Raw genomic sequence first — 16,332 nt, forward strand, 5'->3', positions numbered from 1 at the left:
CTACAGAAGGAGTATTTTCTTCTCCTTCTCTTTTTTAAACTAGGTGGTACACAATTCGATTGGTAGGGTGGTACATTTTTCGCTTGACAAAAGCAGTTGATTATGAAATATATTTATAAGTTATTTTATTTTCTTAAAAAAAGACATTTACTAAGTAAAAAAAGATTTAGAAAAATTATTTTATATATTTTTAAACATCTAGAATTATTTTCAGAAGATCTGGCTTTTTTTATTCAGGGTAAAAAAATATTTGTCTTTTTATCTTTGATTTTTACAATTATTTTTCTTTTAGCAGAATTTTCTTTTACTTTTTTAATATTGAAGGGGTTAGGTTATAGTATTTCTTTTTATCAAATTATAACAATGCAGATTCTAGTAGTTTTTATTATGTACTTTGCACCAACTCCTGGAGCAGCCGGAATTGCTGAAGGTGGATATTCGCTATTATTTGCTAGATTTGTGGCTAAAAAAGATCTGTTTCCCCTGTTATTTTATTGGCGATTTTTTAGTAAATACATCGGTATCTTTATTGGTATTTTTGATTTTTTCTATTTAATTATTAGAGGAGGCATAAAAGATGAAGAATAAAAGCGAAATCTATCTTACAATCTTCATTATAATTATTTTAGTATTAATAACATACAAAATTTATGCTCCTTACACAATTCAGGACTTTAATGCTGTAAATGTAAAAAATATGGATATAATTAAAGAAAAAATCCAAAGTGACAGCTATAACTTTGCAGTTGTGGGCAACATTAAGAACTCAATTGCTATTTTTGACAACAGAATTTTAGAAAAAATCAATCAGGCTGATGTTGATTTTATAGTTTCAACAGGTAATAATCTTCGAGATGGAGATGAAAGTAAATATAGGGTCTTTTATAGAACTCTAGAAAAAATGGAAATACCTTTTTTAACTGCAATCGGACGTAGAGAAATTAAAGATGGTGGTAATGAAAACTTTTATAAATATTTCGGTCCTTTTTACTATTCTTTTCAAATTGATGATTCATATTTTATATTTTTGGATACTACCGAGAACACCAATTTAAATTGGCAGCAGCAGTGGTTAAAAAATGAATTAGAAGAAGCTAAAGGTTATCAGAAAAAATTTATAATAATGAATAAAGCTCCCCTTAAAGTGGATACAGAATATTTAATAGATGACAGTATAAAATATATAAGTAATCAACAGTTAAGGAATTATTATCAGGAGATTTTTACAAAATATAATATTGATGCTGTTTTTTCTTCTAATATAGAAATCTTTCATCAGGAAGAAATTAAAGGTGTTGATTATTATATAAGTGGTGGTGCTGGAGGTGAACTTATTTTTGATAGCGATAAGAGTTTCTATCACTATCTTTTGGTAAATGTAAATGACGATGGGATAAAGGTCAAGGTAGAGCGTTTAGAAAACAATCCAGGTTTACCCTCAAAGCTGTTAGTTAATATTTGGGTTGCACTGCAGTCTTTCTTTTATGCTAATTATATCAATATTTTATTAGTATTATTCATTGCTTTAACAGTATTTTATATATTTCACAAAGAAATTAATAAAGAAGTTAACTACTACCGTGATTTTGCTTATGCTGAAAATGAATATAAAAATAAAAACCTAAAAATTGCGATGTTTACTAATAATTATTTTCCGGTGATTGGTGGAGTTCCGATTTCGATTCAGCGTTTAGCTAAAGCGCTGAGAAAAAAAGGGCATGAAGTCAAAATTTTTGCTCCTGAATATAAAAATAAAATCCAAAATGAAGATGAAAAAAATATTATTCGCTGTAACTCTATATATTATTATGAAGAAGCAGGTCTAGAATTTCCGGTTACCAATATTTATTCACCGCAGATAAAAAAAGATTTTCAGGCTGAAGATTTTGATTTAGTTCATGCCCATCATCCATTTTGGCTGGGCAATAAAGGAAGGAAATTAGCAGAAGAGTTTAATCTACCTCTAGCCTTCACTTATCATACCCGTCTTGAAAAATATGCTCACTATGTTCCTAATATATTGTTTATACGTAAGTTCTTTGCCAATCGACTCTCACATTTTTTGATCAGAAATTTTGCTAATAAAACTGATGCAGTTTTTGCGCCAACTGAGTCTACTAAAGAATATCTGCGTAATGTTGGAGTCAGCAGATACATTAAGGTGATGCCAACTGGTATTGACTTTGAATACTATAACTGTGATGAGAATAAAATTAAAGAGCTTAGAAAAGAATTAATAGGAAAATCTGAACACTTGTTAATTTCAGTTTCTAGATTATCGAAGGAAAAAAACTTATATTTTTTGCTAGACGGAATTAATAGGTTAAAGGAAACATCTGAACTGGATTTCAAACTAATTATTATTGGCAGCGGCTCAGAAAAAGAAAATATTATGCAGTTTATCAAGGATAATAGTTTGGAAAATTATATTGAATTGATTGGTGCGGTTGATTTTAGAGAAATGGCTAAGTATTATCTGGCTTCAGATTTATTTGTTTTTGCGTCAACTACTGAAACACAGGGGATGGTTCTACTGGAGGCTATGGCTGCTAAAAACCCTGTTGTTGCTGTTAAATCAAGTGGAATAGATGATGTGATAGAAGAAGCTTCTAATGGATATAAAACAGAAGAAGAGATTGATAAATGGAGCAGCAGAATAAAAGAGTTACTAAATGACAGAAAAAAATATGAGGAATTTTCACAGAATGCATTTGAAACAGCGAAAAATTATTCAATTGAAAAAATGGCTGAAGAAGCTGAAGAACTTTATTATAAAATTATGCAGCTCAAAAAATATCATAATGATTGAAATGATGAGATCTTTAAATTAAATTATTGATTTTTCATCAAAAAAGTGGTGCCAAAAGCTTTTACACTTCTGACACCACTTTAAATTTAAGTTTAAATTAAGTTACAAAGCTAAACTATATTATTTTATCTTTATTTAGATCTTGCAGCTTCAATATTGATTTTAGTTCCCTTAATATAATTATCTTTCATGATCTGTAATACTTCATGACCCTTTTCTCTAGGAACTTCAACAAAGGTGAAGTTATCATAAATATCAATTGCTCCAATTAAACCACCGGGCATTCCTGTTTCACCAGCAATAGCACCTACAATATGACGAGGGGAGACTCTGTCTTTTTTACCAATGTTGATAAATAATCTAACCATTCCTGGCTCAGCTCCAGTATCACCAAAGCTCTGGCCAGAACTTTCAGCCTGATTATCATCATTATCTTTGCTATCCATTGATTTTTTCATTAAAGCAGCTGCAATTTCAATTGCTGAATACTGCTCATCAATTAAGTCTTCAATTAGCTCAATGTATTTCCCTAAATCTGCAGAATCCATATATGAACTCAGCTTATCACTAAATTGATCAAACTGAGCTGCTTCAATATCACCCTGAGAGGGAATTTCAGATCTTTTAATTTTAGATTTTGTATATTTTTGAATATCTCTTAACTTATAGATATCCTTACCTACTACAAAACTGTGAGCTTTACCACTTTTTCCTGCTCTACCTGTACGACCAATTCTGTGGACGTAATAGTCAGTATCCTGAGGTAAATCATAGTTAAATACTGCTTCAACATCTTCTACATCAATGCCCCGGGCTGCCACATCTGTAGCAACCAGAACTTCTATAATTCCATTTCTAAATTTATTCATTACTCGGTCACGTTGATTTTGATTTAAACCACCATGGATGGCATCAGATAAGTAACCGCGTGCCTGAAGTTTAATATTCAGCTCATCAACCATTTTACGGGTATTACAAAAAACAATCGCTAATTCAGGACTGTTTAAGTCAAGAATTCTGGTTAAAGCTTTTAATTTATCGTGTCTTCTAATCTCATAATAATACTGTTCAATAGAGGGTACTGTTAATTTTTCGTGAGCAACTCTTAAAAATTCTGAGTTTTTCTGATACTTTTTGCTCAATCTTTTAATTGACTGAGGAATTGTTGCAGAAAAGAAAAGAGTCTGTCTCTCATCTGGAATATCTCTTAAAATAGTTTCAATATCATCAATAAAACCCATATCTAACATTACATCGGCTTCATCAAGTACAAAGTAATCTATATTATCAAGTTTTAATGTTCCACGACGAATATGGTCCATTACTCTACCAGGAGTACCAATTACAATTTGGACTCCTTTATTTAGAGCTTTAATCTGTCTTCCAATTGACTGTCCACCATAAACCGGGAGAGTATAAATTCTTTTTTTGTATTTTGCTAATCTTTTTAGTTCCTCTGAAACCTGAATAGCAAGCTCTCTTGTAGGACAAAGAATAATTGCCTGGGGATCTTTATTATCAGCATTCATTTCCTCTAAAAGAGGGATACCGAAGGCTGCTGTTTTACCAGTACCTGTCTGGGCCTGTCCCACAATATCTTTACCATTAAATACTGCTGGGATAGCATTTGTCTGAATTGGAGTGGTTTCCTCAAAACCCATTTCTTCAACTGCTCTTAAAATTTCATCTGATATGTTTAATTCATTAAATTTAATCTTTTGCAAATTTACTTCCACTTCCTTTTTTAAATTATATTCTTATACTAAATCTACCAACCACGCATTTTCTTAACAAATAATACTGCAGTAGATTGCTAAATTTATACTTATACGTAAAAAACCCCGACTACAATTCATATAGTCAGGGCTTAGTTGCTATATTATCTATTAAGTTATTTAATATTAATTTTTTAGTCAGCTCTTTTAGTATAACTTAGGCTATGCTTAAAGTCAAATTGGAGGGACAAAGTGTAAAATAAGTTTTGGAGGGATTTCTGTTTGACAGATTGGTGTCGGTTTGTTATCCTATTAATGGGTTGAGTTATTGGGGTTAATTTACCCCGCATTATTATCAGAGTCTAGCGTTTGCTGATAATAATTGAACTATTAATTTTAAGCATCAGGTTTAGAATTTGTTCTATTTGAACATTTTCTAAACCTTTTTTTGTGCCAGTAATATTTTAAAAAATAAAATAAAATAAAGAGGTGACAATATTGAAAATAAAAGCAGATAATCTCTATAAGATTTTCGATGGCAAGGGCCAGCAGGAAATTAAAATGCTCAAAAATGGTATGAGTAAAGATGATATTTTAGAAAAAACAGGGGCTACAGTTGGAATCAATAATGCCAGCTTTGAAGTTGAAGAAGGAGAAATTTTTGTAATTATGGGACTTTCCGGTAGTGGTAAATCGACACTGCTCCGCTGTTTAAATAGACTGGTTGAGCCGACTTCTGGGTCAGTTAAAATTGATGGTACAGATATTATGGATCTCAATAAAGATGAATTAAGAGAGTTTAGAAAAGAAAAGTTTGGAATGGTATTTCAAAACTTTGCCCTTTTTCCATACCGAACTGTTTTAAAAAATGCTGAATTCGGTTTGGAAATTCAGGGAATGAATAAAGAAAAAAGAAAAGAAAAAGCAATGACTGCTCTAAAGCAGGTTGGACTGGAAGGTTATGAAGAGCAAAAACCGGATCAGCTTAGTGGAGGTATGCAGCAGCGTGTTGGTTTAGCAAGAGCTTTGGCGGTTGACACAGATGTACTGCTGATGGATGAACCATTTAGTGCCTTAGATCCTTTAATTAAAAAGGATATGCAGGATAAACTTCTTGATCTTTATGAACACATTGACAAAACAATTGTTTTTATCACCCATGATTTAGACGAAGCACTAAAATTAGGTGATAGAATTGCAATCATGAAAGATGGAGAAATAGTACAGATAGGAAACCACGAAGAGATATTAACAAATGCTGAAAATGATTATGTAGCAGAATTTGTTCAGGATGTTAATCGTTCTCGTGTTTTAACAGCTGAAGATATTATGGATAAACCAACAGCCGTTTTATATAAACAGGATGGTTTACGAACTGCTCTGCATAAAATGCGACATAATGAATTAGGAAGTATTTTTGTGCTAGGGGAAAATTTGAAATATAGAGGAATTGTTACCATTGAAGATGTGGTTGAATCACTAAATAATGATAAAGAAAATTTAACTGAAATTATAAAAAAAGTACCCTTAGCTAAACCTGAGGAAAGTGTTAATGACTTATTTTCTAAAATTGCAGATATTGACACACCACTGCCAGTGTTAGATGAGAATAAGAAACTAAAAGGAATTATTGTCAAAACACATGTAGTAGCCAACCTTGCTTCCGAAAAAGTATAATAAATTTAGACTGATTTATAAAATTTACAGTTAAATTAATGAATAATATTTCTGGAGGGATATAAATGAATAAGATAAAATTAATTTCAACTTTGCTCATCGTTCTTTTAGGATTTGGACTATTTGCAGCAGTACCACAGGCTGCAGCTCAGAATGATACAATTAACTTTGGTTATGTACAGTGGCCTGGTGTAACAGTAAAAACTCATGTTGCAGCAAAAGTTGCAGAGTATTTAGGTTATGAAACAAAGATGACAGCAGCTCCTGAAACAGTTATTTTTAAAAGTTTAGAAAATAAAGATCTAGATGTCTTTTTAGGAAATTGGCTGCCGACAATGGAAAAAACGTTTTCGGAGTATCAGAAAAGAGGAGTTGTTAACAACGTAAGAGTTAATTTAGAAGATGTTGTTTACAGAACAGCTGTACCGGCATATGTTTACGAAGCTGGAGTAAAATCTCTATCTGATTTACAGGAAAACGCTGATAAATTTGGTAGTAAGATATATGGTCTTGAACCTGGTAATGCTGGAAATATTGTTATTCAAGATGCAATTAAAAATAATACCTATAATTTAGGAGATTGGTCTTTACAGTCCAGTTCTACAGCTGGAATGCTTTCTGCAGTCCAGAGAGCAGTAAATAATGAAGAATGGATTGCTTTTAACGGCTGGAAGCCACACTATATGAACTTGATGTTTGATCTTAAATATCTTGAAGACCCTGAAGGAATTTGGGGAGAAAGTGATAGTGTCTATACTACTGTAAGAGAAAGTTATCAGGAAGAGAATCCTAATTTCTATAAATTCTTAGAACAGTTTAAAGTAACCGCTCCGATTCAGAATGTCTGGATTGATGAATATCAAAATAAAGAACGTGATCCAGAAGCAATCGCTGAAGAATGGATTGCAAATAACTTAGATATTGTTAACCAGTGGGTATTTGGAGTGAAAAGTACTGATGGCCGAATGGGAAGAAAGGTAATAGCTGAAATTGTAAATAACTAAGTTAGATTAATAAGAAAATATTATTATAAAAATATAAAGTAGTGCTCAATAAGTAAAGCTGGTGGTGTCAATTAAATTTGGTGCCGCCAGTAAAAATTTAATAAAGGATGGTGATTATTATTAACAACATTATTGAACTACTAACAACAAAAATTCCTCTGGGGAACTGGGTAGAAAATTTCATTAATTTTTTAATAAATAATTTTGGTGGACCTCTAAATGCATTTTCATCTTTAATAGAATCAATTGTAGGTGGAGTGGAAACAGTACTTGCTTTTCCGCATCCATTAGTTTTTATTGCAATATTTGCCGCAATTGCCTGGAAACTTAAAGGTAAAAGAATGGCTTTATTTGTTACTTTAGGTCTATCTTTAGTCTTAAATATCGAAATGTGGGATCCATTAATTATAACCCTGGCCTCAATTATAACTTCTGTTTTAATTGCACTAATAATTGGGATTCCTGTTGGTATTATCAAAGCACATAACAGGGTAGTGGACTTAATTACTCGTCCAATATTGGACTTTATGCAGACAATTCCTCCTTTTGTTTATTTAATTCCCGCTTTAATGTTCTTTGGTTTAGGTAATGTATCAGGAGTAATTGCAACTGTAGTTTTTGCAATTGCACCTCCAATTAGATTAACCTATCTTGGAATTCAGCAGGTAGACGAAGAGCTAGAAGAAGCTGGTCATGCCTTTGGTGCTAACTGGTGGCAGATACTATTTAAAATAGAACTGCCGGGAGCTATGCCTTCAATCATGATGGGAATTAATCAGTGTATTATGCTTTCTCTATCAATGGTTGTTATCTCAGCTATGATTGGTGCCGGTGGTCTTGGTAAACCTGTTCTTAGATCTTTAAATACGGTTGATATTGGCTTAGGTTTTGAAGCCGGTCTGGGAGTAGTAATTATAGCGATGGTTCTAGATAGATTGTTTGGTAGAGATTCGTAAAATATAAATTTCTAAGACAAAAATATAAAATAGAGATATACACATTAAAAATCCCGCCTGGGCTTTAAAACTTAAGCGGGATCTTATTAATTCTAATTATAATTTTTAATAGGAATAGGATCAATAGTCTTGATTTTTAAATTAAACTACACCCTGATCTAACATCGCATTGGCAACTTTTAAGAAACCAGCAATATTGGCACCAGCAACTAAGTCACCCTCCATTCCATATTCAGCAGCAACTTCACTTGCATCTTTATAAATATTAACCATAATCTTCTGCAGTTCCTGATCAACTTTATCAAATGTCCATTCATCAAACATTGCATTTTGAGTCATTTCAATCGCAGAAGTTGCAACTCCACCAGCATTGGCAGCTTTACCAGGAATATACAATACATCCTCATCCTTAACGATTTTTATTGCAGTTGAAGTTAGCGGCATATTGGCACCTTCACCAATTGCAATTACTCCGTTATCAATTAATGTCTGAACTGCTTCTGCATTTATTTCATTTTGGGTTGCACAGGGAAGAGCAATATCACATTCAATCGACCAAATATCTGTGCAGTTATCACAGTATTTTGCTTCAGGATACTCTTCTAAATATTCTTTTATTCTACCGCGATTAACTTCTTTAATTTCTTTAACTAATTTAAGGTCAATTCCATTTTCATCATATAAATAACCAGAAGAGTCACTCATTGCTACAACTTTTGCTCCAAGCTGGGTAATTTTTTCGTTAGCATAAATTGCAACATTACCTGAGCCGGAAATAATAACTTTTTTATCATTTAAAGAAATTTTATGGTCTTTCAGCATCTCTTCTAATATGTAAATCAGACCATATCCTGTAGCTTCAGTACGAACTAAACTTCCCCCCCAGTCAAGACCTTTACCGGTTAAAACACCAGCTTCATATCTATTTTTAATTCTTTTGTACTGACCAAAGAGATAACCAATTTCTCTACCACCAACACCGATATCACCAGCAGGAACATCAGTCTTATCCCCAATGTGGCGGGCCAGCTCTGTCATAAAACTCTGGCAGAAGCGCATAACTTCCTGATCTGATTTGCCCTTTGGATCAAAATCACTCCCCCCCTTACCGCCACCGATAGGACGACCGGTTAAAGCGTTTTTAAAGATTTGTTCAAAACCTAAAAATTTAACAATACCTGCATAAACTGAAGGATGAAATCTTAGTCCCCCTTTATAAGGACCTAAAGCTGAGTTAAATTCAATTCTGAAACCTCGATTAACATGTGTTTTTCCCTGATCATCTACCCAGGGAACACGGAAAATAATCTGTCTTTCCGGTTCAACAATTCTTTCTAAAATGCCGTTTTCTTCAAATTCAGGATGTTTCTCGAATACCGGACCTAAAGATTCTAAAACCTCTTCCACAGCCTGATGAAATTCAGCTTCACCAGGATTTCTTTCAACTACCTGTTTCATAACTTTTTCAGCATAATTATTCAAACTTTTCACTCCTCAATAATTATTTTCGATTGACTTATACAAATTAATCTTAATATATATTTCACTTAAAATCAATTAAAGATGCCATGTTTTTCCTTGTATACAAGGATATTTGTATGTTGAATTTTAAATTTTCTTATTATTCCTTATTATATTGAGCAGAAAAAGACGATAGAATTCTTGACAAGCTTTCTTCTATTATATATACTTAAACAAAGTTCAAGTATAATAAATTTCAATAGGAAAATGCCTCATCAATCAGATGGGGTAGAGGCGCGAATTTAGAAGAGTATTTTTCAACTGGAGCTTAAACCGCTGTTGGAAAAGAAAGGCTAATTTGCCGAAGCTTTCAGCCAGGGTTTAATGGCTGTCTGCTGGGTCTGCATAAAAAATATGCAGAACTGTCATTAGTAGTTTTATCCAGGCTGCTGATGTTGAGCTATCTCGAAAGATGGAAGAGGTGATTTCTCTGATTAAGTATTTAACTCAGCGATTTCGCTGAGTTTTTGTTATATATATATTTTTTTCTTTTATAAGTGAATTATGATAAAATAAATATAATATAAAAAATTTAAAATTGGAGTAGATTTATGAAAAAAATAACTATAAATGAAACTAAAATTAGAGAGACTGCTAAAAAATATGGAACTCCATTCCATATTTACAATGAAAAGGTAATACTAGATCGCTTAAATACCTTGATTTCTTCTTTTGATTGGAGTGAATTTAAAGAATTCTTTGCCATTAAAGCAAATCCTAATCCCCACATTTTAAAGATTATGAAAGATAATAACTGTGGGGTTGATGCAGCAACTGTAACTGAAATCAAACTGGCTGAAGAAGTTGGTTTTAGTGGTGAGGATATCATGTTTACTTCTAACCTCACAACATTAGAAGCTTACAAATATGCTGTCAATAAGGGAGCTATCATTAATATTGATTATGCTCCAGATATTTATGAGCTTTTTGAAAATGGAATCATTCCGAAAAATATTTGTTTTAGATTAAATCCCGGTTCAATTGAAAATGAAATTATGGGTGATTCAAAAGAGTCTAAGTTTGGCTCAACAGCTGAACAGATTAAAAATGCAGTAACTTTTTTAAAAGAAAATAATATTAGATCAATGGGTCTGCATACCATGGTTGTTTCCAATGAAAATGATCCTAAAATTTTTGGAGAATATACTGAAATGCTCTTTGAATTTGCCAGAGAAATAATTTCAGACTATGGTGTAGAAATTGATTTTATTAATATTGGGGGAGGTATTGGTATCCCTTATGAAAAAGAACAAGTTGTTGATGTTAAATCAATCTCTGAAGAAGTTAAGGCATCTTATAACAAGGTATTAAAAGCAAATGGTCTTGAATCCAAGATTTTTATGGAGTCAGGCCGCTATATTACCGGAGAATCAGGCTATTTAGTCACAGAAATAATTAAAGAAAAGGAAACATATAAGAAATACTTGGGGGTAGATGCTTCAATGTCAGATCTTATGAGACCTGCCATGTACAGAAGTTATCATCACTTAACAAATATCGATGCAGAAGCTCGGGGAGAAGACGAATTTGAGGAATATGATGTAATTGGTTCTCTCTGTGAAAACAATGATAAATTTGCAATCGACCGCAAACTCCCTAAGAGTAGATTGGGGGATTTAATAGTTATTCACGATACCGGTGCTCATGGACATGCGATGGGTTTTAATTATAACGGAATGCTGAGAAATGGAGAATTTTTATATACCACTGCTGGAGAAGTCAAGCAGATTAGAAGAGATGAAAATTTTGAAGATTATACAACTACAATTATAGGGGGCTATTAATATGTTTAAGGGTGTAGGTACTGCTTTAATTACTCCATTTAAGGATAATGGAGAGGTAGATTATGATTTATTTGAAAAACTTTTAGAGTACCAACTAGAAAATGATGTTGATGCACTGGTTGTACTGGGAACTACAGGTGAATCACCAACAGTTCATTTAGAAGAAAGAAAAAAATTAACTAAAATAGCAGTTGCCAAAGCTGATGGTAAAGTACCGGTAATTGTTGGTACAGGAACCAATGATACTGTTAAAGTTATTGAAATGAATAAGCTGGCTGAAGAACAGGGAGCAGATGGAGCTTTAATTGTGACTCCATATTATAATAAAACAAGTCAGGCAGGTTTAGTTGACCATTTTACCCATATCGCAAGACAGACTGAGCTTCCAATTATTGCCTATAATGTTCCCTCCAGAACCGGAGTTAATATCGAACCGGATACTTTTAAAAAGATGGCTGAGATGGAAGATAACATTGTTGCTATCAAAGAGGCAAGTGGAGATATGAGTCAGATTTTAAATGTAATTGAAATTGCAGGTAATGAAAAAACTATTCTTTCCGGAAATGATGATCAGGCCCTACCATTAATGATGTGTGGTGGTAGTGGTGTTATTTCCGTAATTTCAAATTTAATGCCGGGAGTTATGAAGGAAATTACCTCCCACATTTTAGCTGAAGAATATCAGGCAGCTAAAGATTTACATTATAAATATCTTAAATTAATGCGTTTAATTTTTATTGATGTTAATCCGATTCCAATTAAGTTTGCAATGCAGCAGATTGGTTTCTCAAATAATAACCTCAGACGTCCTTTGGTTAAATTAAGTCAGGAACATCAGGAATTAATTTTAGCAGAAATGAAGGAGTTTGATATCGTATGAAATATGGAATCATAGGATATTCAGGACGGATGGGTCAGGCGATAGAAAAATTGTTTTCTAAAGCCGGCCATAAGCTGGTTTATCAAAAAGATGAAAATAGTGAAAAAGAAACAGAAAAGCCGGAAGTAATAATTGACTTTTCTTTAAAAGAAGCTTTTCCAAAGACAGTTAGGGTCATTGAGGAAAAAAAGGTGCCGCTGGTTATTGGAACAACCGGACTCGATGAAGATGACTTTGCTAAATTAGATAAGTTAGCAGAAGAAGTGCCGGTGATTCAAAGTTTTAATTTTTCAATTGGAATCAATATTTTATCTGAACTGATTAAAAAAGTTAATCAGTATGTAGATCAGGACTGGGATATTGAAATTTCCGAAACTCATCACCGTTTTAAAAAAGATAAACCATCGGGGACAGCAATTATGTTGGGAAATCTTTTAGATAGAGATATCGAAATGCATTCTAAAAGACTGGGTTCAGAATTTGGTGAGCATGAAGTTGACTTTGCCAGTACCGGTGAAGTGCTGACTTTAAAGCACAGAGCTTACTCGAGAGAGGCTTTTACAAGAGGCGCCTTATTGAGTGCTGAGGCAATCTTAGATTTGAAGCCTGGATTTTACAGTTTTCCTGAAATTTTAAATAATTAAAATATAGATCCACTTCTTTCAAAAAAACTAAAATTTATATAGATAATAACTATAGTTTAAAAAGTTATAATTGGAGGCAAAAAAATGAATTCTTTCGATTTAATTGACTATATTTCAAATTCCACTAAAAAAACACCTGTTAAGTTTTATATGAAAGGTGAAGATTTAAAAGATATTTTAAGTACTTACGAATATTATGGAGATGACAGCTCAGGAGTTGTTTTCTGTGAGCTAAAAGAGGCAGAATCCCTAAAAAAAGAGCTGGGCGATAAGCTGAGTCAGTCCAGAATTGAAATAGACAGATTAAATTCTGCAATTCCATTAGCTGACTACAGCCAGTACAACTGTCGTATTGAACCGGGAGTGTATATCCGTGACCAGGTTGAAATCGGTGATGGCTGTGTGCTGATGATGGGAGCGGTAATCAACATTGGGGCTCAGATTGGTGCCAATACAATGATTGATATGAACACAGTGCTCGGAGGTCGGGCAGCTGTTGGTGATAACTGCCACATCGGTGCCGGAACTGTGCTGGCCGGAGTTATTGAACCACCTAGTGCTGACCCGGTAGTTGTGGAAGATAATGTGCTTATTGGTGCTAACGCAGTTGTCTTAGAAGGAGTTCGGATTGGTGAAGGTGCTGTGATTGCAGCTGGTTCAATTGTTATTGATAATGTACCTGCAGGTGCTGTCTATGCTGGTGCTCCTGCTAAAAAGATTAAGGATGTAGATGATCAGACAAAGCAGAAGACTGAAGTAATGGCCAGTCTGCGTCAGCTTTAAATCAAAATCGATTTACATTTAGAAATTAAATTTCAAAAGCATAAACTTCAGCATAAATTATTAAGCTGGCTGGATTTTATTTTGGCCAGCTTTTAAATAGGCAGGATATGAAATTTTCCCAAATAATTTTATAAAGGATGTTTTAAAAATGCGTTATTTAGAACTCTATAACAGTTATGATTTTAAAATTGAGAAGGCAGAAGGAGTATATATCTACGATCAGAAAGGCAATAAATATTTTGATACTTTCTCTGGGATTGGGGTGCTGGCCCTGGGCCACAGTTATCCAGAAGTTATAAACGGAATTTCAGCTAAGTTAAAACGCTATGCTCATACTTCAAATTATTTTTTAGACGAGGATACTGAAAGAGTAGCCGAGTTAATTACTGATCCTGGTGATAAAGCATTTTTTGTTAATTCCGGAACTGAGGCAACTGAGCTTGCTTTAAAAATTATTAAAAAGAAAATTAGAGAAGGTAAAATATTATTTTTCAGCAACTCTTTTCACGGCAGAAGTTTGGGAGCACTTTCAGTTAACGGCTTCCCTGGAATCAGAGATCAGTTCAAGCCACTTTTGTCAGGTACAGTAGAAGCTGAGTTTAACGATGTGGAAAGTTTAAAAATAACTGCAGCCCAAAACCCGGATATTAAAGCAGTCTTTTTTGAACCACTACAGGGCTCTGGAGGAGTTCAGCCGGCATCAGAAGAATTTGTAGCTGAATTAAATAAGCTGATTGAAAATAATGACTGGATTTTGGCATCTGATGAAGTTCAGGCAGGTCTGTATAGAACTGCTAAACGATATTCCTTTGAACATTTTGATTTAAAACCTGATTTAATTACTATCGCCAAAGCACTTGGAGGTGGCCTTCCCTTGGGAGCAGTAATCATGAAAGGAGAAATGACTGAGGTTTTAGAACCTGGTGATCATGGTTCAACCTTTGCTCCTAACCCACTTGCCCTACGGGGAGCAAAAATAGTTTTAGAAAAACTTGAGCCTATGCAAGATTCAATTGCTGAAAGAGGAGAATACTTCTTAAATAAATTAAAAGAGCTTGAATCTGATAAGATAAAAGAGGTCAGGGGTATCGGTTTAATGCTGGGAATCGAATTAAAAGAGGAAATTTTTAATTTAAGAGATAAAGCTCAGGCAGAAGGTGTGCTGCTGAATATTGTTAAAGGCAGAGTAATTCGCTTTTTGCCTGCTCTTAATATTACTGAAGAGGAAATCAATAAGCTAATATCAAAATTAAAGAAAATATTGAGTTAAAATAAAGTACCGGGCATCTGGATTTACTTTCCAGTTGTCCGGTACTTTTGTTTAAAAATCTGGCATCTCATCAATAGCATTTTTCTTTTCCTCAGTGTCGACATGGGTGTAAATCTGAGTTGTAGATAAATTAGCATGACCCAAAAGATCCTGCAGTACTTTTATATCTTTAGTCTGCCGATAAAGAGTAGAAGCAAAGGTATGGCGGAGTTTATGGGGAGTAATCTTATCTGCCCTGCTTAAACCTGCTTTTTTTGCATATTTTTTGACAAAAAGCTGAATAGTCCGCGGACTAATTCTTCTACCGTGCCGGGAAATGAAAACAGCCTGTCGGGCATCACTTTCCTTGATTTTAATTGAATTTCTTTCCCGCATATAGCGTCTGATTGAAAGAACTACATCTTGATGCAGCGGCACATAGCGTTCTTTTTTACCCTTACCATAAAATTTAATTGAACCATCATCAAAATCAATATTATCAAAGTCCAGATTAACCAGCTCTGATATCCGGAGACCTGCATAAAGGAAAAGTTTAACTATGGCCAGATCACGAAGTCGGTTAATACCACCATTCTCATCAATTGCCTGAATAAATTTCTGTGCTTCTTTGAGTTTTAAATAGATTGGCTCCAGTCTGGTATCAGTCTTACTGCTTTCAATCGCCTCTGCTGGATTTTTATCAACTATTCCGTAGTGGAGAAGATATTTGTAAAAAGAACGAACAGCAAAGAGCTTTCTATTTCTGGTCACTGCCTTATTGTTATTAATTATTACTGCATCAGCCAAAAACTCTGAAATATCAAGGCGGTCAACATCATCCGCCTTAAAACCTTCCTCAAAATCCAATTCTTCTCTGAGATATTTATGTAATTGATGCAGATCACTGTCATATTCTTTAATTGTTAGCTCTGAATATCCCTTTTCCACATCAAGATATTTTTTAAATTTATTTAAAGCCTGTAAAAAATCAAGTTGAGAAATTTTAATCACTTCCTTTGTTTGTACTTTTTTTCTTGTACCTTTTCTTGTACCAGGTACAAATCAATTGATTTGTACCTGGTACCTATATATATCTTATTCAATTAAAAACTTTAAAATCCTCTATTTTTGCTCTTGACCTTCTCTGACCTTTGTACTATAATTATAATAGAAAGCAAATTGTAGAGATAAATAAAAATTGAATATTTAGACTTAAAGTAATACGGTAAGATGTCAAGAGCAAAATAAGAAATAATTTAATTTATTTGGCTGAAATTAGTTGAATTAGGCATAGTTCCATCCGCCTAGCC

The 16,332-nt window shown here is 33.4% G+C and carries 13 protein-coding genes and 1 riboswitch; of the genes, 10 read left to right on the forward strand and 3 right to left on the reverse strand.

Annotated elements, in window-relative coordinates:
- Positions 1 to 102: 102 nt before the first annotated feature.
- Positions 103 to 588: a flippase-like domain-containing protein gene (locus C7954_RS12150; protein WP_243833689.1), complete on the forward strand. Its 486-nt coding sequence runs from the start codon at positions 103 to 105 to the stop codon at positions 586 to 588.
- Complete coding sequence (locus C7954_RS12155) at positions 578 to 2,809, forward strand: glycosyltransferase (protein ID WP_134060122.1); 2,232 nt, start codon at positions 578 to 580, stop codon at positions 2,807 to 2,809. Before C7954_RS12150 ends, C7954_RS12155 begins: the two co-directional genes overlap by 11 nt.
- 131 nt (positions 2,810 to 2,940) lie before the next feature.
- Here the strand turns inward: C7954_RS12155 and C7954_RS12160 are convergent, their stop codons facing one another.
- The gene (locus tag C7954_RS12160) at positions 2,941 to 4,533 is read right to left on the reverse strand and encodes a DEAD/DEAH box helicase (protein WP_073160541.1); all 1,593 of its coding nucleotides are present in this window, start codon (positions 4,531 to 4,533) and stop codon (positions 2,941 to 2,943) included.
- A 486-nt stretch (positions 4,534 to 5,019) separates the two neighbouring features.
- On the opposite strand from C7954_RS12160, the gene C7954_RS12165 reads away from it, so the two are divergent.
- The 3 genes from C7954_RS12165 to C7954_RS12175 all read left to right on the forward strand — a co-directional run bounded on the left by C7954_RS12165 (position 5,020) and on the right by C7954_RS12175 (position 8,161).
- Complete coding sequence (locus C7954_RS12165; RefSeq protein WP_073160567.1) at positions 5,020 to 6,201, forward strand: quaternary amine ABC transporter ATP-binding protein; 1,182 nt, start codon at positions 5,020 to 5,022, stop codon at positions 6,199 to 6,201.
- A gap of 65 nt (positions 6,202 to 6,266) precedes the next feature.
- The gene (locus C7954_RS12170; RefSeq protein WP_073160543.1) at positions 6,267 to 7,205 is read left to right on the forward strand and encodes an ABC transporter substrate-binding protein; all 939 of its coding nucleotides are present in this window, start codon (positions 6,267 to 6,269) and stop codon (positions 7,203 to 7,205) included.
- Between the two features lie 107 nt (positions 7,206 to 7,312).
- Positions 7,313 to 8,161: an ABC transporter permease gene (locus tag C7954_RS12175; protein WP_081374626.1), complete on the forward strand. Its 849-nt coding sequence runs from the start codon at positions 7,313 to 7,315 to the stop codon at positions 8,159 to 8,161.
- Between the two features lie 141 nt (positions 8,162 to 8,302).
- Here the strand turns inward: C7954_RS12175 and gdhA are convergent, their stop codons facing one another.
- Entirely contained in the window at positions 8,303 to 9,643 is a 1,341-nt protein-coding gene (gdhA, locus tag C7954_RS12180) for an NADP-specific glutamate dehydrogenase (protein ID WP_073160545.1), read from the reverse strand.
- A 260-nt stretch (positions 9,644 to 9,903) separates the two neighbouring features.
- Positions 9,904 to 10,093: riboswitch (Lysine riboswitch) on the forward strand.
- 140 nt (positions 10,094 to 10,233) lie between these two features.
- Here gdhA and C7954_RS12185 point away from each other — a divergent pair.
- The 5 genes from C7954_RS12185 to C7954_RS12205 all read left to right on the forward strand — a co-directional run bounded on the left by C7954_RS12185 (position 10,234) and on the right by C7954_RS12205 (position 15,043).
- Complete coding sequence (locus C7954_RS12185; protein ID WP_089656157.1) at positions 10,234 to 11,466, forward strand: diaminopimelate decarboxylase; 1,233 nt, start codon at positions 10,234 to 10,236, stop codon at positions 11,464 to 11,466.
- A 1-nt stretch (position 11,467) separates the two neighbouring features.
- Entirely contained in the window at positions 11,468 to 12,346 is an 879-nt protein-coding gene (dapA, locus tag C7954_RS12190) for a 4-hydroxy-tetrahydrodipicolinate synthase (protein WP_073160549.1), read from the forward strand.
- On the forward strand, positions 12,343 to 12,990 hold the full coding sequence (locus C7954_RS12195) for a 4-hydroxy-tetrahydrodipicolinate reductase (protein WP_073160551.1): 648 nt from the start codon (positions 12,343 to 12,345) through the stop codon (positions 12,988 to 12,990). The genes dapA and C7954_RS12195 overlap by 4 nt, the downstream gene beginning before the upstream one ends.
- An 84-nt stretch (positions 12,991 to 13,074) precedes the next feature.
- The gene (gene dapD, locus C7954_RS12200) at positions 13,075 to 13,773 is read left to right on the forward strand and encodes a 2,3,4,5-tetrahydropyridine-2,6-dicarboxylate N-acetyltransferase (protein ID WP_073160553.1); all 699 of its coding nucleotides are present in this window, start codon (positions 13,075 to 13,077) and stop codon (positions 13,771 to 13,773) included.
- A 148-nt stretch (positions 13,774 to 13,921) separates the two neighbouring features.
- Positions 13,922 to 15,043 carry an aspartate aminotransferase family protein gene (locus tag C7954_RS12205; protein WP_073160555.1) on the forward strand — a complete coding sequence of 374 codons (1,122 nt, stop codon included), beginning with the start codon at positions 13,922 to 13,924 and terminating at the stop codon, positions 15,041 to 15,043.
- A gap of 51 nt (positions 15,044 to 15,094) precedes the next feature.
- On the opposite strand, the gene xerA is transcribed toward C7954_RS12205, so the two are convergent.
- Positions 15,095 to 16,033, reverse strand: coding sequence for a site-specific tyrosine recombinase/integron integrase (xerA, locus tag C7954_RS12210; protein ID WP_073160558.1), 939 nt, complete (start codon positions 16,031 to 16,033; stop codon positions 15,095 to 15,097).
- Between the last annotated feature and the right edge of the window lie 299 nt (positions 16,034 to 16,332).

Origin of the sequence: Halanaerobium congolense, from assembly GCF_004366375.1 — a bacterium.
GTDB lineage: Bacteria > Bacillota > Halanaerobiia > Halanaerobiales > Halanaerobiaceae > Halanaerobium > Halanaerobium congolense.

Coding starts and splice junctions, on each gene's coding strand:
- C7954_RS12150 (WP_243833689.1), top strand. CDS start 103: ATGAAATATATTTATAAGTTATTTTATTTTCTTAAAAAAAGACATTTA.
- C7954_RS12155 (WP_134060122.1), top strand. CDS start 578: ATGAAGAATAAAAGCGAAATCTATCTTACAATCTTCATTATAATTATT.
- C7954_RS12170 (WP_073160543.1), top strand. CDS start 6,267: ATGAATAAGATAAAATTAATTTCAACTTTGCTCATCGTTCTTTTAGGA.
- C7954_RS12175 (WP_081374626.1), top strand. CDS start 7,313: ATGGTGATTATTATTAACAACATTATTGAACTACTAACAACAAAAATT.
- C7954_RS12185 (WP_089656157.1), top strand. CDS start 10,234: ATGAAAAAAATAACTATAAATGAAACTAAAATTAGAGAGACTGCTAAA.
- dapA (WP_073160549.1), top strand. CDS start 11,468: ATGTTTAAGGGTGTAGGTACTGCTTTAATTACTCCATTTAAGGATAAT.
- C7954_RS12195 (WP_073160551.1), top strand. CDS start 12,343: ATGAAATATGGAATCATAGGATATTCAGGACGGATGGGTCAGGCGATA.
- dapD (WP_073160553.1), top strand. CDS start 13,075: ATGAATTCTTTCGATTTAATTGACTATATTTCAAATTCCACTAAAAAA.
- C7954_RS12205 (WP_073160555.1), top strand. CDS start 13,922: ATGCGTTATTTAGAACTCTATAACAGTTATGATTTTAAAATTGAGAAG.